This is a genomic window from Xanthomonas euvesicatoria pv. euvesicatoria (genome assembly GCF_020880415.1).
In the GTDB taxonomy this organism is placed as follows: domain Bacteria; phylum Pseudomonadota; class Gammaproteobacteria; order Xanthomonadales; family Xanthomonadaceae; genus Xanthomonas; species Xanthomonas euvesicatoria.
On the sequence record NZ_JAJIUJ010000044.1, the window covers coordinates 1 to 24053 of the forward strand.

13 protein-coding genes, 1 tRNA gene and 3 pseudogenes are annotated in these 24053 nt (G+C 63.8%); 11 read left to right on the forward strand and 6 right to left on the reverse strand.

From position 1 onward, the window contains the following. From LN450_RS07790 to LN450_RS07800, 3 genes and pseudogenes are all read right to left on the reverse strand, one after another. A partial coding sequence (locus tag LN450_RS07790; RefSeq protein ID WP_324250738.1) for a site-specific integrase occupies positions 1-1186 on the reverse strand: 1186 nt, incomplete at its 3' end. A gap of 251 nt (positions 1187-1437) precedes the next feature. Continuing rightward, positions 1438-1511, reverse strand: a tRNA-Gly gene (locus LN450_RS07795). Positions 1512-1629: 118 nt separating this feature from the next. Beyond that, positions 1630-3414: pseudogene (locus LN450_RS07800) on the reverse strand (autotransporter outer membrane beta-barrel domain-containing protein). 189 nt (positions 3415-3603) lie between these two features. Between LN450_RS07800 and thiS the strand changes: the two are divergent. The 4 genes and pseudogenes from thiS (at position 3604) to LN450_RS07820 (ending at position 7612) form a co-directional block, all read left to right on the forward strand. Next, on the forward strand, positions 3604-3804 hold the full coding sequence (thiS, locus tag LN450_RS07805) for a sulfur carrier protein ThiS (RefSeq protein WP_008576838.1): 201 nt from the start codon (positions 3604-3606) through the stop codon (positions 3802-3804). 49 nt (positions 3805-3853) lie between these two features. Then, complete coding sequence (locus LN450_RS07810; RefSeq protein WP_011348384.1) at positions 3854-4648, forward strand: thiazole synthase; 795 nt, start codon at positions 3854-3856, stop codon at positions 4646-4648. 257 nt (positions 4649-4905) lie between these two features. Further along, positions 4906-5652, forward strand: a pseudogene (gene trmB, locus LN450_RS07815) (tRNA (guanosine(46)-N7)-methyltransferase TrmB); the annotation flags it as partial. A 97-nt stretch (positions 5653-5749) separates the two neighbouring features. Continuing rightward, a complete protein-coding gene (locus LN450_RS07820) occupies positions 5750-7612 on the forward strand; it encodes an SLC13 family permease (protein WP_041855082.1) in 1863 nt (620 codons plus the stop codon). A gap of 60 nt (positions 7613-7672) precedes the next feature. Here LN450_RS07820 and LN450_RS07825 read toward each other — a convergent pair whose 3' ends face one another. Then, positions 7673-8014 carry a Rieske (2Fe-2S) protein gene (locus tag LN450_RS07825; RefSeq protein ID WP_011348387.1) on the reverse strand — a complete coding sequence of 114 codons (342 nt, stop codon included), beginning with the start codon at positions 8012-8014 and terminating at the stop codon, positions 7673-7675. Between the two features lie 258 nt (positions 8015-8272). Between LN450_RS07825 and LN450_RS07830 the strand changes: the two genes are divergently transcribed. The 5 genes from LN450_RS07830 to LN450_RS07850 all read left to right on the forward strand — a co-directional run bounded on the left by LN450_RS07830 (position 8273) and on the right by LN450_RS07850 (position 13167). Next, positions 8273-8548: a hypothetical protein gene (locus LN450_RS07830; protein ID WP_008576828.1), complete on the forward strand. Its 276-nt coding sequence runs from the start codon at positions 8273-8275 to the stop codon at positions 8546-8548. Positions 8549-9012: 464 nt separating this feature from the next. Next, entirely contained in the window at positions 9013-9726 is a 714-nt protein-coding gene (locus LN450_RS07835; protein ID WP_008576826.1) for a fumarylacetoacetate hydrolase family protein, read from the forward strand. Between the two features lie 60 nt (positions 9727-9786). Further along, positions 9787-10218, forward strand: a complete 432-nt coding sequence (gene mscL, locus LN450_RS07840; RefSeq protein ID WP_003487203.1) for a large-conductance mechanosensitive channel protein MscL — start codon at positions 9787-9789, stop codon at positions 10216-10218. A gap of 123 nt (positions 10219-10341) precedes the next feature. Then, on the forward strand, positions 10342-11760 hold the full coding sequence (locus tag LN450_RS07845) for a M28 family peptidase (protein ID WP_011348389.1): 1419 nt from the start codon (positions 10342-10344) through the stop codon (positions 11758-11760). Between the two features lie 354 nt (positions 11761-12114). After that, a complete protein-coding gene (locus tag LN450_RS07850; RefSeq protein ID WP_011348391.1) occupies positions 12115-13167 on the forward strand; it encodes a LacI family DNA-binding transcriptional regulator in 1053 nt (350 codons plus the stop codon). A 371-nt stretch (positions 13168-13538) separates the two neighbouring features. Here the strand turns inward: LN450_RS07850 and LN450_RS07855 are convergent. Further along, a pseudogene (locus LN450_RS07855) lies at positions 13539-16474 on the reverse strand (TonB-dependent receptor). 140 nt (positions 16475-16614) lie between these two features. Continuing rightward, on the reverse strand, positions 16615-20082 hold the full coding sequence (locus LN450_RS07860; RefSeq protein WP_011348394.1) for a glycoside hydrolase family 2: 3468 nt from the start codon (positions 20080-20082) through the stop codon (positions 16615-16617). Between the two features lie 218 nt (positions 20083-20300). Between LN450_RS07860 and LN450_RS07865 the strand changes: the two genes are divergently transcribed. Both LN450_RS07865 and LN450_RS07870 read left to right on the forward strand, forming a co-directional pair. Beyond that, on the forward strand, positions 20301-22265 hold the full coding sequence (locus tag LN450_RS07865; protein WP_011348395.1) for a glycoside hydrolase family 97 protein: 1965 nt from the start codon (positions 20301-20303) through the stop codon (positions 22263-22265). A 300-nt stretch (positions 22266-22565) separates the two neighbouring features. Next, positions 22566-24053, forward strand: coding sequence for a neprosin family prolyl endopeptidase (locus tag LN450_RS07870; RefSeq protein ID WP_011348396.1), 1488 nt, complete (start codon positions 22566-22568; stop codon positions 24051-24053).

A 24053-nucleotide genomic window follows, 5' to 3' on the forward strand; every position in this document is an offset into this window, starting at 1 on the left:
CGGTGATTGCCGCAATGGCTGATGCTGATACGCCGGCCTCATCCAGACGCGATGCAATGGTGTGGCGAAAGCCATGGAAGCCTTGCCCCTTCGCCGTGATCCCTTGACGTTTAATGTAGACCGAAAACTGTCGGCTCAACTGTCGACCAAAGCCCAGTCCGGTGCTATTGGGCAAATGCGGAAAGATCTGCGCGTGCCTCGCTTGGCGCACTTCATCGATGTAGACCAGAAAACCGGCATCGATCACGGGCTTGGCCAACGGCACAAAGCGGCGGCTGTTCTTGTTCTTGACGCTCTGCCCCTTCCCACCTTGTCGCACGAAGAACCCTGGCACCCCATCGATCGTGTCGATGTCCTCCACCCTAAGCTGTGCGATCTCGTTCACGCGCGCTCCCGAGTAAAGCCCAAGCATCGGACCAAACCACCGATGCGGATACTTCTTGGCCCACGCCGGGAAGGCCATTGGATCGAAGATGGCCTTCAACTGGTCATCGGTGAAGGGCTCACCCGTGTCGTCTGCGTCAGGCGTGGCAATCGCACGGATACCGGCCAACGGATTGCTCGCCAAGAGCCCTGCCGACACCAGCGACACCAAGAACACCGACAAGCGCTGCCGATGCTTGGCAACCGTCCAAGCGGCAGGCTCGGGAACTTGATTAGCTTGGGCAAGCGCCACAACGTCCATGACGGCAAGGCCCTTATACGGCGCGCGCTTGGTCGCATTCGACGGCCACCATCGCACAACATCGAAAAAGGCGCGCACGTGGTCTGCCGTCAACTCAGACACCGCGAGGTCTTGCCCCACGGCACCCGCAAACAAACGCAATGAGTGGCGGCTTTCAAGCACTGTCTTGCTGTGGAGCTTGGCGCGACCCAAGTCCCCCAGGTGATCCGCAATCGCTTTGGACAACAGTGGGCCAGACGCCTTCTTGCCAGTGCGCCAGCCGCTTGGCTTGGCGGACGGGGCAACCTCAGCGACAGGCTCACGCAACAACTCAGCAAACAACGCTGCGTCTTCAGGGGTATCGATCTGGGCCTTGCCCAGCCGCGTGCCATTAGGCAGCGTCACATCGGTCAATGTGAGTTCGCGCAGTCCTTGTTCTCGAATGCGGCGCAGCACTTCGTCCAGATCCACCGGCTTCCCCTGCCTCAATGCTTGGAACGCGTTCGATAGTGCCATCCCCATGTAGGCAGACACCAGACGCGCAGTATCGCCGGGGCGAAGATGGAGAGGACGAACAACAAAACGCGAGCCGACTTGCCCCCGCAAATCAACAGGAACCAAGAAGCGCACATAGAGGCCTGAAGGCCGATGCAGCAAGAGGGGTTTTGGCAAAACGATACCTCAAACGATACCTTGGGGGGTCGTTCGAGGCGGTCTTCAGCCAGACGGAATAGTCAGCAAAATCAAGAGCTTAGCGCTGAACTTCGCAAGACTGGAGCGGGCGATGGGAATCGAACCCACGTCAGTAGCTTGGGAAGCTACAGCTCTACCATTGAGCTACGCCCGCCTGGCGCTGACAGAGTTTATGCGGGCGCAGGTGTCCGGCGCAATGTGCGCAGATAGAACGAGGGCCGGTTGCCCGGCCCTCAGATGTTGCGTGTGAACTATCTGTGGCTAGCCGCGCCTCAGAAGTTGCCGCTGAAGTTCACGAACAAGGTCGCGTCGCGGGCACTGCGCTGGGCGGTGGTGGTGCTCAGGCCGATGTTGCTCTGCAAGCCCCACAGCCCGGTGCGGGCACCCAGGACGACAGTGGCGTAGTTGCGATCGAAGTTCTGGCCAGGAACGGTGTACATGCCCACTTCCGGCATCGACTGCAGCCAGGCGCTGGCTTCGCCGCCGTCCTTGAACTCGTGGTCGTAGGTTGCCTGCAGGTACGGCTTGACCATGGCGCCGTCCAGATGCACCTGGAAGCCAACGCGGCCCACCAGCGAATCGATGTCCTGATTGGCGTAGCCCAGCGCGGTGGCGCTGTCGTTGCTTTCGGTATAGCCGTCGAGCTTGATCTTCTGCCAGGTCAGGCCGGCCACCGGGCCGTACTTGAGGTTGCCTTCGCCCAGCGAATACCCGGCGTTGAGGGCGGCGGTGAGGTTGCTGCCGTCGGGGGAGCCGCTGTGCACGCGGGTGGCTGGCCCAAGCTGGACTTCGCGGTCCACGTCGTAGCTCAGCCAGCTGTAGCTGACCTGCGCATTGACCCACACCGGGCCGGTGTACCAGCCGAAGAAGCCGCCCAGGGTGGTGTCGTCCTGCTTGAAGCTGCTGTTGCGGTTACCGAAGTCGGCGTCCATGCGGCCGAAACCGGCAAAACCACCGAACACCAGGTCGCCTGCAGTCCAATCCACACCGAACAGGCCGGCCGGCGCCATGCCGTCGTACAGGTCCGCGTGGTCGTAACGCTACATGTCGCCGCGCACGCTGCCCCACCAACGCATGCCGTCGGCGTCCGGCTTGCCGTCCAGATGCCAGGCCACCTGATCGGCGCGCGCGCGGCCGCCGGCCTGCGCCGAATGCGTCAGCACCTGCTGCAGACGCGGCGCTTCCAGCAACGAGATGGCGTATTCGCCCAGGATCTGGTGCACCGCCGTGGTCGGGTGGATGCCATCGGCGAACACATAGGTGTTCTGCGCATTGGCGGCGACCAGGCTGGTCGGATTACAGGCCGGCAGCGGCACGGCCGGGTTGCAGGCGGTGCTGGTGACATTGCTGAAACCATAGGTGCCCGGGTTGGCGACGATTTCCTGCAGCATGTGGAAGGTGTCGACCGGAATCACGCGCAGGCCAGCGGACTGCAGGCCATTGAACAAGGCGGTGTTATAAGCCGTGGCCGCAGCGGTGCCCTGCGCCATTCCCACAGCGCCGCCGGCGCGGAAGCGCGGGGTGAGGCCGACGTCCGGAATGGTCGGCACCATCACGTAACGCGCGCCGGCATTCTGCAAGGTGGCCACGGCACCGACCTGGGCGGTGACTGCGCTGCCGATGATGGCCTGGGCCTGGGCCGGAGCGAGGGACGCGGCGAGCAGGTCGTTGGCGCCGCCCCATACGGTGTACAGCGCATTGGGGTTGGCACGGCCGCCGTTGGCGGTGAGATAGGTGTTGATCTGGCTGGTCACCGACGGCGCAGCGCCGAGTGCGCTGACCGAGCTGGCCTGGATGCGCGCACCGCCGGCAGCGTAGTTGTCGCCGGTCTGGCCGTTCCCGTTGGGCGCGGCATTGGTGCCGAAATGGTCGCCGACATATTCGGCCCACACCCAACCCGGGTTGGTGGTGAACTTGCCGGTGACCGCGCGCGAAGCGGCCGGCAGCAGCGGGTTGTAATACCCGCTGTCGGTGAGGCTGTCGCCGAAGAACACGGTCTGGTCGAAGGCCGACTCGGCCATGGCCGGGGCGGCCGCAATAGCGATGGCCATAGCCATCAGGGAGCGGATCGGGCGAAGTGTGGAAGCCATCGGAATGCCTGCTTGAAGTGAGTGGGAACCGGACCGGCGTGCATACGTACGCTGGCGAATGGCACATGGTTTCACCCTGGCCGCCCGCGCTCACGCTGCATTGCCGCATAACGCAAAAACGCGCGCCGGAGCGGCACGCGATGCAACAATGATGACATGAACATCCAACTCAACGGCACCCCGCGCACGCTTCCGGACAATTTGCCGCTGGCCACCCTGCTGGAGCAGGAAGGCCTAGCACAACGCCGCGTCGCGGTAGAGGTCAATGGCGAAATCGTGCCGCGCGGACGGCATGCAGATCACGCATTACGCGAGGGCGATGTGGTGGAAATCGTGCACGCGCTGGGCGGCGGCTGATGCGCCGCGCAAGCCGGCGCATCCGCGTCCGATCGGTGATAATTGGCGCATGACGAATCCCGCCCCCTCTGATGCGCTGGTCATCGCCGGCAAACACTACCGTTCGCGCCTGCTCACCGGCACCGGCAAGTTCAAGGACCTGGACGAAACCCGCCTGGCCACCGAAGCCGCCGCAGCCGAAATCGTCACCGTCGCCATTCGCCGGGTGAACATCGGCCAGGACCCCAACGCACCCAGCCTGCTGGATGTGCTGCCGCCGGAGCGCTACACGCTGCTGCCCAACACCGCCGGCTGCTACACCGCCGAAGAGGCGGTACGCACCTGCCGGTTGGCGCGCGAACTGCTGGACGGCCACAACCTCACCAAGCTCGAAGTGCTTGGCGACGAGAAGACGCTGTACCCGGATGTGGTGCAGACGCTCAAGGCTGCCGAACAACTGGTCGCCGATGGTTTCGAGGTGATGGTCTACACCTCCGACGACCCGATCCTGGCCAAGCGCCTGGAAGAGATCGGCTGCGTGGCGGTGATGCCGCTGGCCGCGCCGATCGGCTCGGGACTGGGCATCCAGAACAAGTACAACCTGCTGGAAATCATCGACAACGCCAAGGTGCCGATCATTGTCGACGCTGGGGTGGGCACCGCCTCGGATGCGGCAATTGCCATGGAGCTGGGCTGCGATGGCGTACTGATGAACACCGCCATTGCCGGTGCGCGCGACCCGATCCTGATGGCCAGCGCGATGCGCAAGGCGATCGAGGCCGGACGCGAGGCGTTCCTGGCCGGGCGGATTCCGCGCAAGCGCTATGCATCGGCGTCGAGCCCGGTGGATGGTGTGATTGGATGAGTGGGCGGTCTGCGTTGACATTGCGGCCGAAGCGCAATGATTGGCAGTGCGGAGTGCCGGATCTGGCCGCGGCCAGATCGCGGGTTGCTGCGAGCGCCGCCCCTCACGCCGTACCCTCACCCCAACCTCCGCTCCGCTCCGCGCCCCGGCCCGTTCCTGCGTCGCGGGTGCTTCCAGGCACGCGCGCCCATGGCGCGCAAATTGTGCCTCCTCGCTCCGGTGGGAGAGGGGCTTTCGTTTTGCCGATGACTTAATTCATGACTGATCCTTTCACCAGCGACGGCGCCAAGATGCCGCCCAAGCCCTTCACCGTCGAAGAGGGCCGCCGGCAGGTGCGCAGCTTCGTGCTGCGCCAGGGCCGTTTCACCCCCGCGCAGCAGCGCGCCTTCGACGACCTGTGGCCGCGGTTCGGGCTGGACTACACCGGTGCGCCGCGCGATCTGGCTGCCACCTTCGGACGCGATGCGCACAAGGTGCTGGAGATCGGCTTCGGTAATGGCGCCGCGTTGCGCTTTGCCGCGCAGCAGGACCCAAGCCGCGATTACATCGGCATCGAGGTGCATGCTCCTGGCGTGGGCCGCCTGCTCAACGCGCTGGACGAAGACGGCAGCACCCATGTGCGCCTGTATCACCACGACGCGGTGGAAGTGCTGGAACACGAAATCGCCGACGGCGCGCTGGACGAAGTGCGTATCTATTTCCCCGATCCATGGCACAAGAAGCGGCACAACAAGCGCCGCCTGATCCAGCCGGCATTCGCGCAGTTGCTGGTGCGCAAGCTGCGCGAGGGCGGCCGCCTGCATGCGGCCACCGACTGGGCCGATTACGCCGAACAGATGTGGGACGTGCTCGACGCCACCCCGGGCCTGGTCAATCGCGCCGGCCCGCGCGGCCACGTCGAACGCCCGGCCTGGCGCCCGCAAACCCACTTCGAAACGCGCGGCCAGAAGCTTGGGCACGGTGTGTGGGATTTGCTTTATGACCGGGATTCGGGAATCGGGAATCGCAAGGGCAACTGCCCGCGTCGCCCGGATAACCCACAGCGCCCGCAATTTTCGCTCTGCCAATTCCCCATTCCCGACTCCCCATTTCCGGCCCCCAATGGACACCGCGCTGACGCTGACCAACGATATGAAGCTCGTCCTCGGGCTGGTCGGTTTCACGATGGCGATGTTCCTGTTCGAGCGCATTCGCGCCGACGTGGTGGCATTGATCGTGCTGGTGGTCTTGGGCGTCACCGGACTGGTGGCGCCGGAAGAATTGTTCGGCGGTTTCTCCGGTAATGCGGTGATGAGCATCATCGCCACCACCATTCTGGGCGCGGGGCTGGAGCGCACCGGTGCGTTGAACCGGTTGGCCACCTGGTTGTTGCGGCGTTCGCACGGCAACGAGCAGCGCCTGATGATGATGACGCTGGCCATCTCCGGCTTGAACTCCTCGTTCATGCAAAACCCCTCGGTGATGGCGTTGTACCTGCCGGTCGCCTCGCGCCTGGCCGCACGCACCGGGCTCACCTTGCAGCGCATGCTGCTGCCGATCGCCGCGGCCATCGTGATGGGCGGCGCGCTCACCATGGTGGGCAATTCGCCGCTGATCCTGCTCAACGACCTGCTGGTCTCGGCCAACAACAACCTGCCCTCGGGCATGGCCAGCATCGAGCCGTTGACGATGTTCGCGCCGCTGCCGATCGGCGTGGCGCTGCTGATCGCCGCACTGCTGTACTTTCGCTTCTACGGCGACCGCAAGCTGATCGAAGAAGAACGCCTGATCAACGAAGGCGTGACGCCCTCGCGCACCGAAAGCTATTTCGCCAAGACCTACGGCATCGACGGCGATGTGTTCGAGCTGACCGTCACCGCCGAAAGCCCGCTGGTGGGCATGACCCTGGGCGAAGCCGAAGCCTTGCACGATGCACCGTTGCTGCTTGCGCTCAAGACCGGTAACGACACCCGCCTGGCGCCACCGGCCGATATGCGCATCTGGGTCGGCAGCGTGCTCGGCGCGATGGGCCCGCGCCAGGAAGTGGCCGACTTTGCGCAAAACCAGTTCCTGCGCATGTCCTCGCGCCTGCGCAACCTGGGCGATTTGTTCAATCCCAGCCTGGCCGGCATTTCCGAAGCGTTGATTCCGCCGAACTCGCGGTTGATCGGCAAGAGCGCCGGCGAATTGCGCTTGCGCAAGCAGGCGGGCATCAGCCTGTTGGCAATCAACCGCGACAAGCAGGTCATCCGCGAAGACGTGCGCAACGTGCCGCTGCGCGCCGGCGACATGCTGGTCTTCCACAGCATCTGGCAGGACCTGGCGCAGGCGGCGGAAAGCCGCGATTTCGTTCCGGTGACCGACTTCCCCAAAGGCGAGCAGCGCCCGCACAAGTTCAAGATCGCGATGGCGATCTTCGCCTTCACCATCCTGATCGCACTGACCTCGCGCCTGCCGGTGGCGCTGACCCTGATGACCGGCGTGGCATGCATGCTGGTCAGCGGCGTGCTGCGCATGGACGAGGCCTACGCCTCGATCAACTGGAAGACCATCTTCATGATGGCCGGGCTAATTCCGCTGGGCTGGGCCATGGACAGCAGCGGCACCGCGGCCTGGGTTGCCGGCCACACCATCGACCGCCTGCCCGAAGGCGTGCCGGTGTGGGCGCTGGAAATCAGCCTGGCACTGTTGACCACAGCTTTTTCCTTGGTGATCAGCCACGTGGGCGCGACCATCGTGATGGTGCCCATTGCAGTCAATCTGGCGCTGGCCGCCAACGGCAACCCCACCGCGTTCGCGCTGATCGTGGCGTTGTCGGCGTCCAACAACCTGATGACCGCGTCCAACCCGGTGATCTCGATGGTGGCCGGCCCGGCCAACTATCAACCGCGCGAGTTGTGGCGCGTGGGCGCACCGCTGTCGCTGATCTACATCGTGGTGATGGTATCGGTGATCAACCTGATGTTCTGGTGGGCGGCGCGCTGATCCGGCGTTGCGCTTTTTTCGAGCGGCCGACAAAGCGTCATCGGCAATCGTTGCTGGCGCTTACCCCAGCAGCACCTGCTCATCTTCGACCCGCACCGGCACCGCAAACAGCGATTGGCCGCGGCATGGGCCGCTGACGCATTCGCCACCGCTGAGTTCGAAGGCCGCACCGTGCGCGGCGCAGACCAACTGGCCTTCCTTGGTCTTCAGGAACTGCCCCGGCGCCCAGTCCAGCCGGCGGCCGGCATGCGGGCAGATATTCAACCACGCACGGACCTGGGTGCCTTCGCGATACAGCACCAGCGATTCGGCACCGCTGTCCAGCAGTGCTTCCACTTCCAGAAACCCGGCATCGGGAATCTGCGTCAACGTGGCAAGCGTGGTGGGCGATGGCAACGACATGCAGGGGACCGGGCAACGATGGCGATGGGCCTGGATTGTGGCATGCGCGCCTGGCCAATACGGGGAGCCTCAGACGGCGACTGCGGGACAACGCCATTGCCCAGCCAACCGGCCACAACTGGCCGTATAAGACGTCATCAACGCCTGCCGCACGTGATCGTCTTCGCAAATTGCAGTGTCAATTAACGAACTTTTCACTCAATGACATGAAACCGCAACGATACTGCGCGCTCGTTTCCTGCCCGGCAGCCCACCGCCATGCCCGCACGCCTCTTCCAATTCGGCAACTTCCATCACCTGTTTGCGCCGCGCAAGCCGCGTCACCCATTGGTGCGCGTTGCCGCCGGCCTGGCCGGTCTGGTGATCCTTGCGGTGCTGATCTTCTTCAGCGTGTTCGTTGGCGCAGCGATGATCCTGGGCGGCATCGCCTGGAAGCTGTTGAGCAAGTCGAACCGCCGCACGCCGCAGCAGGCACGCGTGGTCGACGCCGAGTACCACGTGGTGCGCAAGCCCGCGTTGCCGTTGTCGCACTGACACCTGGCTGACTGCATCGCTGCGCCGCGGTCTCGGCCTGCGCAGCAGGTGCGGGGTTTGGCCGATGCCTGCATCGATGATGATTTGATTCCAGCACGCCACACCTGGCGTGCGATGGCTTGCCGCGCGTTGAGCAGTGCCATGTCGCCGGGTGCTGCGCTGCGCTGATGGGCCACAGGCGCATTGGGTGCTGCCTCGAGCACCAGTTCACCGCCCTGCGCGCACGTCTTCTCACTGCCGCATCAATGCACACCGCGCTCGCATCGGACGCCAGCGCCGCACTGCCAGCTCTGTAGTGGGTTCGCAATCGTCTGGTTGTACCCATTGCCACTCACGCGTCGACGCTTCAGAGGCCTCGCAGCGCTGCCAGATCGGCCATGTCATGCACTGGATGCAAGCGTCATGGTTCCGCCGTACACAGGCGAACCGCTAGACTCACCTGCCCGTATGTTGAGGATGCGCGCATGACCCACGATGTGATTCCCGCCGCCGATGTTCCGCGCATTCCTGTGGTGGGTGGTGGCAGTTTTCCGGTGCATCGCATCTACTGCGTGGGGCGCAACTTTGCCGACCATGCGCGCGAGATGGGCGCCACCGCACCAGCATCCAAGGCCGAGCGTGGCCAGCCGACCTTTTTCATGAAGCCTGCCGATGCCATCGTGGTCGGCCACGGCGACCACATTCCCTACCCGCCCGGCACCAAGGAACTGCACCATGAAGTGGAACTGGTGGTGGCGCTGGGCAGCGATGCGCCGGCCGGCGAGTTGCCGGTGGAACAGGCCGAGCGCCTGATCTACGGCTACGGCGTGGGCCTGGATCTGACCCGTCGCGACCTGCAGGCCGCGGCCAAGGCCAAGGGCTTGCCGTGGGATATCGCGAAGGGCTTCGATCACTCCGCACCGATCAGCGAGCTGGTGCATGCCGGCGAAGTCGGCGCGCTGGAGGCGCTGAATCTGTCGCTGGAGGTCAACGGCCAGGTGCGTCAGCAGTCGTTGCTGGATCAAATGATCTGGAACGTGCCGGAGATCCTGCATGAGCTTTCCAAACTCTACGCACTGCGCGCAGGCGACCTGATCTTCATGGGCACGCCGGCCGGCGTCGGCCCGTTGCTGCCGGGCGACCAGTTCAGTGCGCGCCTGGAGAACGTCGCCGAGCGCCACGGCATCATCGCGGGCTGACATCGAGCCGGCTACGATCGGGCTGCGGCAGTTGGTCCGCGACCGCAGTTGGAGTGCACTATGGGAATGGTCAGCGAATTCAAGCAATTCGCAATGCGCGGCAATGTCATCGACCTGGCGGTCGGTGTGGTCATCGGTGCGGCGTTCGGCAAGATCGTCACCGCGCTGGTGGAGAAAATCATCATGCCGCCGATCGGTTGGGCCATCGGCAATGTGGATTTTTCGCGCCTGGCGTGGGTACTCAAGCCGGCCGGCGTCGATGCCACCGGCAAGGAAATCCCGGCCGTTGCTATTGGCTACGGCGATTTCATCAACACCGTCGTGCAGTTCCTGATCATCGCTTTCGCGATCTTTCTGGTGGTCAAGTTGATCAACCGCGTGACCCATCGCAAGCCGGACGCGCCGAAGGGCCCGAGCGAAGAAGTACTGCTGCTGCGCGAGATTCGCGACGCGCTCAAGAACGACACGCTCAAGCCGCCGGGCGCGCTGTAAGCGGGCACAACCAACTGGCGCATCCTGTGGCGCAACTTCGCGCAGAAGGATGACCTTTCGCACGCAGACGAGGGACCTGGCGCTGATAAGCTCGGGGTCCCCTTGTCGTTGGAGCCGCCCTGCATGCGTCGTCTCGCTGTTGCCATCTCTGCCCTACTCGCCTGCTCCTCCGCACTCGCCGCGCAGACCAGCATCCCCGACAGCGCATTGCGTACCGCAGCGCAGCTACGCGAGCAGGCGCTGGCCGACAACACCGGCTTTTCGGTGGTCCAATCGTTGACCACCGAGGTGGGCCCGCGCATTGCAGGTGGCGAAGCAGACCCACGTGCGGTGGCCTGGGCCAAGGCGAAATTCGCTTCACTGGGTTTCGACAAGGTATGGACCGAGCCGGTGACCTTTCCGAAATGGGAGCGTCGCAGCGAACACGCTGTCGTGATCGGGGCGCATGCGCAGCCGTTGACCATCACCGCATTGGGCGGCAGCCCGGGCGGCACCGTCGAGGGCGAGGTGGTGCGTTTCGCAACGTTGGCTGCGTTGCAGGCCGCGCCAGCCGGCTCGCTGGCCGGCAAGATTGCCTTCGTCGATTACCAGATGGTCAAGGCGCGCGACGGCAAGGATTACGGCAATGGCGGCGCCGTGCGCAGCAAGGGGCCGTCCGAAGCGATACGCAAGGGTGCAGTGGGATTTGTCATGCGCTCGGCCGGTACCGATTCGCACCGCGTGCCGCATACCGGCATCACCCGTTTCGATGAGGGCCTGACCCCGGTGCCGGCTGCAGCGCTGTCGGTGCCCGATGCCAACCAGCTCGCGCGGCTCACCGCGCTGGGCAGCACGCGCCTGCGCCTGACGCTGGATTGCGGCTGGGACGGCACGGCGACCTCATACAACGTGATCGGCGAGATCACTGGGCGCAGCAAGCCCAAGGAAGTGGTGGTGATCGGCGGGCATCTAGATTCGTGGGATCTGGGCACCGGCGCCATCGACGACGGCGCCGGCGTGGCGATCACCATGGCGGCAGGCCACCTGATCGGGCAACTCAAGCAGCCACCCAAGCGCAGCATCCGTGTGGTGGCCTTCGCCAACGAAGAGCAAGGGCTGTATGGCGGCAAGGCGTATGCCGCCGCGCACGGCACCGATGCCAAGGACATGGCACTGCACCAAATCGGCGCGGAAAGCGACTTCGGCGCCGGGCGCATCTACGCGTTCAACACCGGTGCGGCCGCACCGGAAGACTCGCGTGCAGCGACCAAGCAGATTGCCGAGGTGCTGGCACCATTGGGCATCGCGTATGAACCGGGCAAGGGTGGCCCCGGACCGGATGTCGGGCCGATTTCCGCCAAGGGTGGCGCTTGGGGGTGGCTGGCGCAGGATGGCACCGACTACTTCGACCTGCACCACACCGCCGACGACACGCTGGACAAGATCGACCCCAAGGCGCTCGCGCAGAACGTGGCCGCCTACACCGTGTTCGCGTATCTCGCCGCAGAAGCCGATGGCGATTTCGGCAGCCGCGCGAAGAGCGTGCAACCGCCGAGCGAGTGAGTGGCCAGGATGATGCGGGGCATGCGCCGAACGCTCGATTCGGCCGTGATTGCCGGTTTTCAAGCGCCAGGCGCATGCAGGAATCGCACGATGCCTGGCGCTGCTGCTTGCGCAGAACGGCGCGTTCGTCTGGCAAGTGCGCAGTTGCGATGAAGCGGCTGCCACTGGCCGCGGGTCGTACCGGGTAGAGGCACATCACTTGCTCGGCAGCGGTGCGTAGGCGGTGGATTCGGCGATGACCGGCAGCTGCCGCTGGTACTGCGTCAGGTGATGGGTCGGTTGTTTTTCGTGGTCGCTTCACACGTCGAACCGGTAGCGCGCGCATTCGCTCTTACTCCAGGATGAGCACACACAATGGTGGCCAAGCGCCAACGCAGCGCGAACAATGCGGCGACGTTGTTGGATGTCGCCAAACACGCCGGCGTCTCGCCGATGACCGCTTCGCGTGTGATCAACCGTCACCCGCATGTGGGCGAAGCGATGCGCGCGCGCGTGGAGGCCTCGGTACAGGCATTGGGCTATCGGCCCAACCTCGCCGGCCGCTCGTTGCGGACCAGCGGGCTGCTGCGTATCGGGTTGCTGTACAGCAACCCGAGCGCCGCATACCTCAATCAATTCATGCTCGGCCTGCTTGAGCAGAGCAGCCTCACCGGCAGCCAGGTCATGGTGGAAAAGTGCGGCGCCATCCGCAGCCAGCGTGTGGCCACCGAGCGCCTGCTCGCTGCCGGCGTCGATGGGGTGATCCTGCCACCGCCGTTATGCGACTCGCGCCAGACCATCGCCGAACTCGATGCGCGCGGCATTCCGGTCGTGGCGGTGGCCAGCGGCGTACCGATGGCGCAAATCAGCTCGGTGCGGATCGACGACTACCAGGCCGCACGCGCCATCGTCGACCACCTGATCGAGCTCGGGCATCGTCGCATTGCGTTGATCAAGGGCGACCCCAAACACACCCCGAGCGCACTGCGCGCCAACGGCTATCTCGACAGCCTGCACGCTGCCGGCGTGTCGGTCGCAGATGGCTTGATCGCCGAGGGCCTGTTCACCTATCACTCCGGTCTTCTGGCCGCACGCAGCCTGTTGGCGCAGCGGCCACCACCCACGGCGATCTTCTGCAGCAACGACGACATGGCGGCCGCAGCGGTGGCGGTCGCGCACGGACTGGGCTTGCGCGTGCCCGAAGATGTCTCCATCGCCGGCTTCGACGATACGCCGGTGGCCACCACCATCTGGCCCGAACTCACCACCGTGCACCAACCGGTCACTGCGATGGGTCGTGCTGCTGTGTCACTGCTGGCCGACGCGGTTCGTCAACGCCGCAAGGGCGACACCGCACCCGGCGTGCATCAGGTGATGAAGTACACGCTGGTCAAGCGTGGCTCGACGGCAGGGCCGCCGAAGACATAGCGCCACAGCGCGCCATCACCATCCCGGTTCGGCATAGACGCATCACCTCAATCTATGCGCACGCTGCGCCGTCGCGGCCGACCGCTGCCGTTTCAACAGCAATCAGACTGACAGTTGCAGCATTCAACTGCCGGCGTGATTGCGCAGACGCCCGCCCAATCACGCAAAAAAAACGGCCACATCGCTTCCCGACGATGTAGCCGAATGGGAGGGTATTCGACGTCACCGCCGAACGTACTGCAGCGCCGTATCAAACGGCGACGGGAAGAACGCGCAACGACCGCTTGGAGAGGAAGGAGGACAACCGCATGTGCGGCACGGCGCGGGGACGCACCGTGCGGTACATCAGTGTCTTGCATCAGTGCATGGCATCAGAAGCGCAAGCGCAGACCCGCGTAGTAGCGACGCTCGAAGATATTCTGGTCGAAGTAGTGATTGGTCCACTGCGCGTAACGGCGTTCGCTTTCGCCAGTCAGGTTGGTGGCCTGGGCGTACAGGGTCAGGTGATCGTTGACGTCGTAGCTCAGCGACGCGTCCAGGTAGCCGACGTCGTCGTTCCAGATCGCCAGCTCGTCGCCCCATGCGGAACTGTTGACCTGACTGAAGCGCTTGCTGCGCCAGTTGTAGGCCACGCGCGCCTGCAGCTTGTCCTTCTGATACCACAGCACCGCGTTGGCCTGGTGTTTGGAGTTGTCACCGATCGGCAGCGTGTTGCCGTCGATATCGGTGTTGTCGGTATCGGCATCGGAGAAGGTGTAGTTGATGTTGGTGCCGAAGCCGCTCAGCCAGCCCGGCAGGAAATCGAAGGCCTGCTGGTAGCCGATTTCAAAGCCCTTGATCTTGCCTCCGCCGCCATTGACGATGCGCTCGACCGGGCCGCCCGCGCGCACGACGCCATCGGCATCGGGCAAGGCTTCGATATTGGTGACGGTGGTGGGGAACGACTTCACATCGATCAGAAACGCACCCACGCTGATCAACGAGGCATCGGCGAAATACCATTCCCACGAGGCGTTGTAGTTGGTGGCGCGATACGGATCCAGATCCGGATTACCCGAACGGCCATTGAGGAACAGCACCGCATCCGATGGCAGCGACGGATTGCGCGGCGGCGTGCCGTTGACCGCATAGAAGCTCACCAGACCACGGCCCAGATCGGGCAGGTCCTGACGCGCAACCGCCTTGTTGTAGGCGAAACGCAGCTTCTGCGCGTCGGTGACGTCCAGCGACAAGTTCGCGCTGGGCAGCACATCGGTGTACTGGCGATTGAGACGGTTGGTGCCGATCGCGGGACTGACGCCGTTCCATTCGACATTGCCGATATAGACGTTGCCGCTGCTCAGGTACTGGTCGATCGCCAGCTTGGTCTGCACGATGCGCGCACCGATGTTGGCCGTCCACGGCACGCGCGTGCCGGTACCGCCTTCCAGGTTGGCCATGAAATAGGCCGAGCTGGTTTTTTCGGTGACCTGGTAGGAATCGGCTGCCTGCTGATACGCCACGTTGCCCGGATACAGGCTGTTGAGATAAGCAACCGGGTCTTTCATCGCCTGCGGGTTGATCGCCGGTAGGCCCTGACTGCCCAGGCCGGTGACCTTGAGCGGATCGAAGTCGTTGAAATACGCCCAGTAGCCGGGAATCGAATTGAACGGCAGCAAGCGCGCTTCGGACACGCCGCTGCAGGTATCGACGATCAGCGGATCCTTGTAGTAGTACAGCGAACGGTTCGGGTCGGCACAGCTGGACGACACCGGCGACAGATACCGATAGGTATCGAGCTTGAAATCGCGCTCACCGTAGCGAATGCCGAACTGGAAGCCGCGTACCACGCCCTCGTCGAACTCGAAGGTGCCATCGGCGCGGAACGCGTCCATCTTGGCGTCGATCTTGTTGCCCTGCGCCCAGGTGGACATCAGCTGCCAATTGTCTGGATTGGACACATCGGTCGCGAGGTTGACCGCCGGGTAGGTGCCATGGAAATCCACCGATGCATCCACGGTGGGCAGGCCATTGACGTTGGCCCACTGGGTCACGCCGCCGGCACGTGGGATCTGGTCGCCGCGCGTCACTGCTGCATCGGCACGCGCTTCGTCGTAGGTGCGCTGCGCATCGCCATGCACCCAGCGGAACGAGGCACGGAATGGGCCGCCGTCGTCGTAACGCAATTCCAGATTGGTATTGAGCGCATCCGAATCCGCCACCCCGGCCATCGAATGCGCCTGAAAGCGGTTGTAACGAAAATTGCCGTACTCCAACACGCCGTTGGGATCGACCACAGATCCCGGCTGCAACTGATTGGTCGCCCAACCGGTGTGCAGCTGCGCGGCAACCGAGGTGTCGTGGTCTTCGAGCTTGGTGTAGGCCGCGTCCGCCAATACGGTCCACGAATCGTTGATGTTGAACTGGAACGAGCCATTGATGCCGGTGCGCTGGCGATCGGTGCTGCGGTTATCCAGCTCGGTCGCCACCCAGTTGTAGAAGTAGTCGCGCGGCAGATTGCCCGGATCGGTATTGCTGCCGATACGTCCATCGCCGTTGAAGTCGAAGCCGACATTCTGTTCGGTGGATTTCTGTGCGCCGTTGGAATACACGCTGGGGTGCTTGTTTTCCAGCGTGGCATCCGAATACGACACCGCCAGCAACGCGCCCCAACGCGCGGTGCGAAAACTGGCCAACCCCGAATACAACGCGTTGGCCTTCTGCACCCGATCGCCGTACGAGCCTTCGGCCTGGCCGCTGAAGGTCCAGCCTTCCGGCAGATCGAATGGGCGCCGCGTCTTCAACGAGACGGTGCCGCTGATGCCGCCATCCAGATCGGCGCAGTGGGCGATTTGATCACATCCACGCCACTGAACAGCGTGGGAGGAATGTCCACGAAATCCGGCTGCGCGCGGCCGATGTTCGGCTGGCCATATTGATCGCCGCCGCCTGCACTCAGGTACAACTCGCCGTTCATGGTGGTCTGCACCTGCGGCATGCCGCGGATATTGAGCTGCGAACCTTCGCCGGCCGAGCGCCGGATCTGCACGCCAGGCACGCGCTGCAACGAATCGGTGATGGTGACGTCGGGCAATTTGCCGATATCTTCGGCAGAGATCGAATCGATGATCTGCGCCGCGCTGCGCTTGTTCTCGATGGCTTCGGCCTGCGCGCCGCGCACGCCCTTGACCATCACCTTGTCCAGTTCGGTGACGCCTGGAGCGGTGGCGGTGTCTTGCGCGCTTGCGCCGCCGGCAAGCAGGGTGAGCGCAGCCGCGAGCGCGGCGGCCAACGGGGTATGGCGGGTGTTCGAATGCAGCTTGTTCATGGTCCCCTCCCAGGGATGACAAATCCACGACCGTTTCGACTGGCATTGCCGGCACGGCAATGCGGTATTGGCTGACGTACCAGACGGGGCGTCAGTGCGAGGCACCGTGCATGGCACGGCGCGGCAACACGCAGACGTCGCTACGGAACCCCGTTGGCGACACCTGTCGATGGTTCCGCATTCCAGCCACGCAGTTGCAGCGTGGCGTTGCGCAAGGTGGCAGCGGACGGCCCGCGAATTTCCACCACGCGCTCTTCGCCTGGTACCAGGCTCAGATAGTTGTCACTGTAATAGGCCGGCAGGATGCGTTGGCCTTGCGCATCCACCAGGGTCAACTTGGTGTTGAGGGCCACCTGCTGCGACCGGTTGCGGACAGTGGCGCACAGCACGGCCTCGTTGCCCTGCTGCAATTGCGTGGTGAGCTGCAACGGCACCTTTGCGAGCGCATCCAGCCCACGCATCGCCACCGCATCGCGCGCCACCCAGTAGAAGTTGCGCGAACGCACCACCGCGTCGCGGCCGAGCAACTGCAGCCGCACAAAGCCCAGCCCGTTGGTGTCCTTCAGCAACGGCGCCAACTGCAGCACGGGTGCCGACACTGCCACTGCCGCGGCGTCCAGCGGCTGTTCGCGCTGTTGCAGCAGCTTGCCGTCGTGTGCGTACACCTGTGCACGCACACGCAATCCACGCTCCGGCGTGGCAGCGTTGTTGACCACGACCACTTCGTACCCCGGCAGATTCATCTGCACATGCAGCGTCTCGGCTGCAGTGCGCACGCCGTAATACGCGGCGTGGGTGTCGTAATCGTGGCTATACACCTGCCACATGTTGCTCGGCCAAGCCGGATGGCTCATCCACAGCAGGCGGCCGCTGTTCTTGCTCCACAGTTGCGCGTTGAAGCCTTCGAAGATGGCGCGATGGGTTTCGTAATTGAGCAGCTGCGCCTTGCGCTCGAAATCCTCTAGGCTGGTCGGCGCGCCCAGCTTGTCGGTCAGCGTGCGCATGAAACTGTTGGTATCGCCATTACCGGACTGGTGCCAATCGTGGTACGCCCAGGCGTCGCTGATTGGCCATTGGTCGCCAACCGCCGGCACCGAGGCCTTGAACGACTCCAGCGTGGAGAACGATGGCGTGCCCACTTCCACCGAGAAGCCCTGCGCCAGCTTGTTGAAGTAGGCCACCGGCTCGCGATAGTTGTACGGCCCACTGCCTTGTAAATTGATCTCGTTGGAGCTTCCTGTGTACCAGCGCGTGCCGTCGAGTTCGGCGACCAGCTTGTCCAGGCCTTCGTTGAGGATGGGGGCCGGCACGCCTTCGTTGCGCCCGAACCACAACACGATGGACGGATGATTGCGGAAGCGCTTGATCACCTCGGCCGCGTTGTCCAGGAACAGCGCCGCGTCGGCCGGTTCCATGTTGTAGTTCTGCGTGGACTGCCAGAAATCGTTGAGCACCAACATGCCGTATTCGTCGGCCAGCTCGAAGAAGCTTGCTTCGGTGTTCTGCCCCACCCAGTTGCGCACCACATTGAAGTGCGCATCGCGCTGCAGGCGAAAGTACGGCTCCAGCCGCTCACGCGACACGCGCTTGCGCCAATCGTCCATGCCCCAGTTACCGCCCTTCACCGCAATGCGCACACCGTTGATGCGGATGACCAGATGCGGGGCCAGCGTGGAATCGTCCAGCTGCTGAACTGCCGGCGAGCCCAGCGCACCGGGATACAGCGACTGCGCGTTGCCGCCGGGTACCGGCCGGATCGCCGCATGGCGTACATCGACGATGCGTTCGCCACGCTGGCGGGCCTGGTTGAGATCGACCAGCACACGGCGCAATGCGCCCTCGTCGTCGAATAACGACAGCTCGTAGGTCACTTCGCGAATACCGAAGCGCAGCTGCTGCGCATCCGAGCGCGCGCCTTCCACATCGACGCCCACTTGCAGCGTGTACAGCGCAGGCTCGCCGTAGCCGTTGGGCCACCACAGCCGCGGGTTGACGAGGCGCAACTGCGGCGTGTCGGCCGCAGTGAACTTCAGCGTACTGCCGCCGGCCGGCACCGTGACCTGGCGCTGGATGGTCACATCGCCGAAGGCCAGCTGCACATTGCCCTGCACTGCGGCAGGCGTGTCGTTGCGCAGCGGCACATTGATTTCCAGTTCGGCGCGTTGATGATCCGGCGCCAAGCGCGCGGTCAGCACCTGGATGTCGCCAAGTGCGAGCGGGCCGCTGGCGTGCAACTGCACGTCCTGCCACAGACCGGCATTACGGTCGCGTACCGCGGGAATCCAGTCCCAACCCTCGCTGGCGATAAAGGTCGGCCCATCCAGGGCCTGCATGCCGCCGTTTTCGCCGACGCCTGCGCGCATCGATTGTTCGTGCGCAATGCCCGGATGCGGTGGCGGCGACACCCGTACCGCAATGACGTTGCGACCTGGCTTGAGCTGCCTGCTGACATCGAAACGACCGCGTGCGAATGCGCCGCGCGTGCGCCCGACCTGCACGCCGTTGACCCAGATTTCGCCGGCATAGTTGATGCCGTTGAACAGCAGTTCCAGACGCTTGCCTTGCGCGGCGGCAGGCAGATCGAAACTGCTGCGATACCACCAGTCCTGACGGCTCAACGCTTCGGGAATGGCCATATTGTTCAGGCCGATGTCCGGATCCGGATACACGCCACGGTCGACCAGCGTGGTGAGCACGGTACCGGGCACGGTCGCCACATGCCATGACGCATTGCCGGTGGTGTCATCACGACGCGACAGCGTGGCGCCGGTCGCTGCACCAAGCTCCGGTGCTGCGGCCAGTTGCCATGCATCCACGCGCCAGGATGTGGCATCCAGCGATTGCAGCGCAGGCGCATCCGGTACTGGCTGTGCAACCGGCGCCGAGAACGCTGCGCTGCTGCGCGGCAACGTCGCGGCCGGCTGCGGCGCAAGCTGGCCGGCCATCTGCTTGACCTGCAAACGCCAGCCTGGCGATGCGTCTTCGAAGCGCTGCAGTGCCGGATCCGGCGCGTTTGCGGCAAGCCGTGCAATGGCCTGTGCATCCAGCGCGCCCGCCTGTGCGGTAAAGCCCGCGATATCGCCGCCGAAATGTTGCGTATACGCCGCAGGTTGCTGGCGTGGACCGAATACGAGCGTCGGCGCGATGGCCGTCTGTTGCACACGACCGCTGGCGACCTTGCGGCCGTTGGCGTACAGGGTCAGGCGTTCTCCCTGGGCAACTGCGGCCACTTGCGTCCAGCTGCCTGCACGCAAGGTCTGCGTACTGCGCAGCACATTGTCGGCGCCCTGCGCAAAGCCGAGTGTGCCGCCATCGATCGCGAAGTACCGGCCTGCGCCTTGCGGATCGCCGACGCCTGCAATCAATGCAGGACCTGTAATCGACCGTGATGGGCGCACCCATCCAACCACGCTCCAGTCCGCATCGGCAGACAACCACGGCGTCTGGGCGGCGAGCTTCTTGGTCAGCGCAACGCCGCCGGCAAGCACGCGCACGTCATACGGACCGGGCGGATCGTCGGCAGGCGCTGCCTCCACTGCAGTCCAACCCATGCAAGCACACAACACCCACAGCGCTCCGCGGCGGAACGCCTTGCGAACCATCAGCATTAGAGGCCTCTCCCAAGCTCTACTGCCACACAACGGTGCACACCGCTTCGATGCAATCGGCAACCCGTCGTGCAGACGTTCTGCGTCATGACCTCCGTGATGCCGCCCGTGGCTGCCGCCCCTGTTTCAGCGGCCATGGTGCGAGGTAACGTTACCCCAGCTGGATATCGACAACAACCTTTCTGCGTTAGGGTTGGCAATCCCAGGAGGAGGGAATCATGCGAAACCTGATCCAGTCCGCAGTCCCCGCGGCATGTGCATTGTTGTGTTTGATCGCTGCACCCGCTGCAGCACAGAGCTTGCGCGTACAGTCGCCTGATGCACGCACGCAAGTGGAATTCACGCTGCGCGACGGCGGCGTGCCCAGCTATCGCGTGCTGTATCGCAACACGTTGGTGCTCGACGATGCACCGCTCGGGCTGGATCTGGGCCGAGGCAACAAGCTCGGCCGTGACATGACGCTAGAAGGCAGCACGACCGAACTGCACGACAGCCGCTTCACCTTGACGGTGGGAAAGACGCGCCAAGCACGCGACCACTATCGAGAACTGCGCGTGCAACTGGCCGATACGCAACGCCGCAGGCTCAACATCGAACTGCGTGCGTATGACGACGGCGTTGCGCTGCGTTACGTCTTGCCGGATGCGGACCAGGTGCGCATTCGCGACGAACTCACCAGCTTTGCATTCCCGCACGATTACCGCTGCTGGAACTTGAATCTGGGCCGCTTCGGAACCAGCCACGAGGGCGAATACGATGCAATCGCCGCATCCAGATTGCGCGCGCATCATCTGCTCGAGTTACCGCTGGTGTGCCAGACCGATGCCAACGGCACCACGCTTGCGATCGGCGAAGCGAATCTGCGCGATTACGCCGGCTTGTATCTCACCGGTCGTTCCGATGGCGGCCTGGGCGTGTCGGCAAAACTGTCGCCGCGCTTGGACGACCCCACGGTGGCGGTCAGCATCGATGCGAAGGGACGCGATTTCGCCACGCCATGGCGTGTGATCATGCTGGCCAACAACCCCGCGAGCCTGATCGAATCCAATTTGATTTCTGCGCTGAACCCGCCGCCCGCCTTCGATGCGAGTTGGGTGCGCGCGGGCAAATCGGCGTGGGATTGGTGGTCGGGCAGCCTGGCCAGCGGGGTGGCGAACCCGGGCATGAATACCGCCACCATCCAGCGCTATATCGATCATGCGCAGGATTTGAAGCTGCAATACATGCTGATCGACGACGGCTGGTACTACGGCAGTACCGGCGATGGCCAGTACAACGCCGATGCGGATATTCTCCGCCCGGTCGAGCAACTCGATCTGCCTGGTCTGGTGAACTACGCACGCAAGCGCCATGTGGGGCTGTGGCTGTGGGCGCACTGGCGCGCGCTCGATGCGCACATGGACCAAGCGCTCACCTGGTACCAGCAGCTGGGCATCAAGGGCATCAAGGTCGATTTCATGGACCGCGACGACCAGCAGATGGTGGACTTCTATCATCGTCTGCTAAGCAAGGCTGCAGAGCACAGGTTGCTGGTGGATCTGCACGGTGCGTATCACCCGACCGGGCTGACCCGCACCTATCCGAACTATCTCACCCAAGAGGGCGTGCTCGGCGCCGAGTACAACAAGTGGAGCGCACGCATCACCGCGACCCACAACCTCACCTTGCCGTTTACGCGCATGTTGCTTGGGCCGATGGATTACACTCCTGGCGGCTTCCGCAATGTCCGCCCGGCCGAGTTCAAGCCACAGCACTTCGGGCCGCAGGTGATGACCACACGCGCGCAGCAATTGGCGATGTATGTGGTCTACGAGAGTCCGTTTGCGGTGGTTGCCGACAGTCCCGAGCAATACGAAAACGTGCCCGCCGCGCAGTTCCTGCGCGATGTGCCTGCAAGCTGGGACCAGACGCGCGCATTGGATGGCGCCATCGGCGAGCACATCGCACTGGCGCGGCGTAGCGGCAAGGACTGGTATGTGGGTGCGATGACCAACGAGCAGGCGCGCACGCTGACCCTGCCGCTCTCGTTCCTGGGCGAAGGCAGTTGGACCGCCACCATCTATACCGATGGAGAGACCCCGAGCGACGTACGCATCGACACACGCAGGCTCACACGTAACGACACATTGCAGCTTGCGCTTGCTGCCGGCGGCGGCGCTGCAGTGAGGCTGCAAAAAAAGTAAGAGCAGCCATGCTGATAGTGGAGTGAACTGGCACACCTTTGCGCAATAGCAAACGCCGTACGCAAAGGTGTGCATGACCATTGACATGGCATCCGCTTAGCGCATTGCGCTTGCTTCGTGCCTGATGTCACGCAATGCATTGTTGCCCATCCAGTTGTTTTTTGCACAGCTAGACTGCGCACGCCTTCAACGCAGGCATGCGCCCCGAACGGACCTCGGAATGCACCTGCGGACTGAAGCTGCTGTCCTGCATGGTACGCCGCGTGCAGGCAGTTTCATTCCGGCGCCAAGGGACAACACATGACCTTCCGTTCTCATCGGCCGATATCGATCAGCCACGCGATTGCTGCGCTTTGCGTTTTTGCACTGGCTCCCACAGCCGGTGCTGCCACCCTGCTATCGCCATCGATCTCGACGACCAGCGACCGCAGCATCGATACACTGATGCCACCCTTGCTTCGCACACCGGCCACCGTAAGCGTCGCAACTACCCAACGCGACGCGCTTGGCACGTCGCTGGCTGCATCGCGGGCATTCCCGCAGGTCACGCGCGACTTCAAGGCGTTTCTGGATGCGCAGGCGCAGCTCAGTTACGCAACACGTGGGGCTGCGGCCAAGGTCAGCGATCCCACCGCCTTCGCCGAAATGCAGCGTTATCTGTTCAATCGTTACAACGGTCTGACCGTGCTGCGCAGCGTGCAACAGGACGGCAAGGTGTTCGATTGCATTCCAAGTGCGCAGCAACCTGCCTTGCGCGATGGCAGCACGCCGGCGGCACCCCCCTCCCTCTCAAGTAACAAGGGGACGGTGGCGCCGGTCAACCCGGGTCAACGTTGCGACACCGGCAGCGTGCCGTTCGAACGCATCGGCTTGGCCGAGATGAGCAAGCATGCGAATCTGCGTAGCTTTCTACGCGGCACAACCCCGCGCGCGATCGCTCCCAGGCAGGCTGACGCTGTGCCGGCGGTGCAGGAAGCGGCGCCGGTAACGCATTACTACTCCATCGTCTTTCTGGATACCGCCGGCACATCGGTCACAGGCGCGGGAGCCGACATCAATCTTTGGGCACCCACGTTACGCTCCACCAACGAGAAACAAACCATCAGTCAGATATGGATCGTTGGTGAAAGCGCAAGCGAGCAAGTGCAAACACTTGAAGTGGGCTGGGAGATCCAGCCAGACGCAGGCTGGGGCAACAAGCCGATCGTTTTCATTTATTCCACCCAGGACGGTTACGTCACTACAGGTTGTCATAATCTGGATTGCAGCGATTTCGTGCAGACCAGCACGCGACATGTCCTGGGCGCTCAGCCGGCCGCAGGATTCAGCATTGCAGGCGGCAAGCAGACCCTGCTGGGTGTCGAATTCCAGAAGAATACCGACGGCAACTGGTGGCTGCGCCTGGACGACGAATGGATCGGTTACTACAAAGCATCACTGTATTCGGGCGATCTCGCCGATGGACGCGTTGCGTACGTGAGCGCAGGCGGCGAGGTCTCGACCAACAGCGGTGTAGCCAGCACACGCATGGGGAGCGGTCAGTTCGCAGCGGCCGGCTATCGCCAGGCCGCATTCCAGGCCAACCACTTCTACCGCGATGCGGCGATGGTCACCCATCCCGTGCAGCGCCTGTCATCGCTGAGCGTGGAGCATCCGTCCTGCTACACGCTGGCGATGGCCGGTTACAGCTATCCGTATGCCTTGGATGCCGGCGTCACCCGCACCGGCTTGTCGCCGGAAATGCAGAATGGTGGTTTCTATTTCGGTGGGCCGGGCTGCGAACGCTGA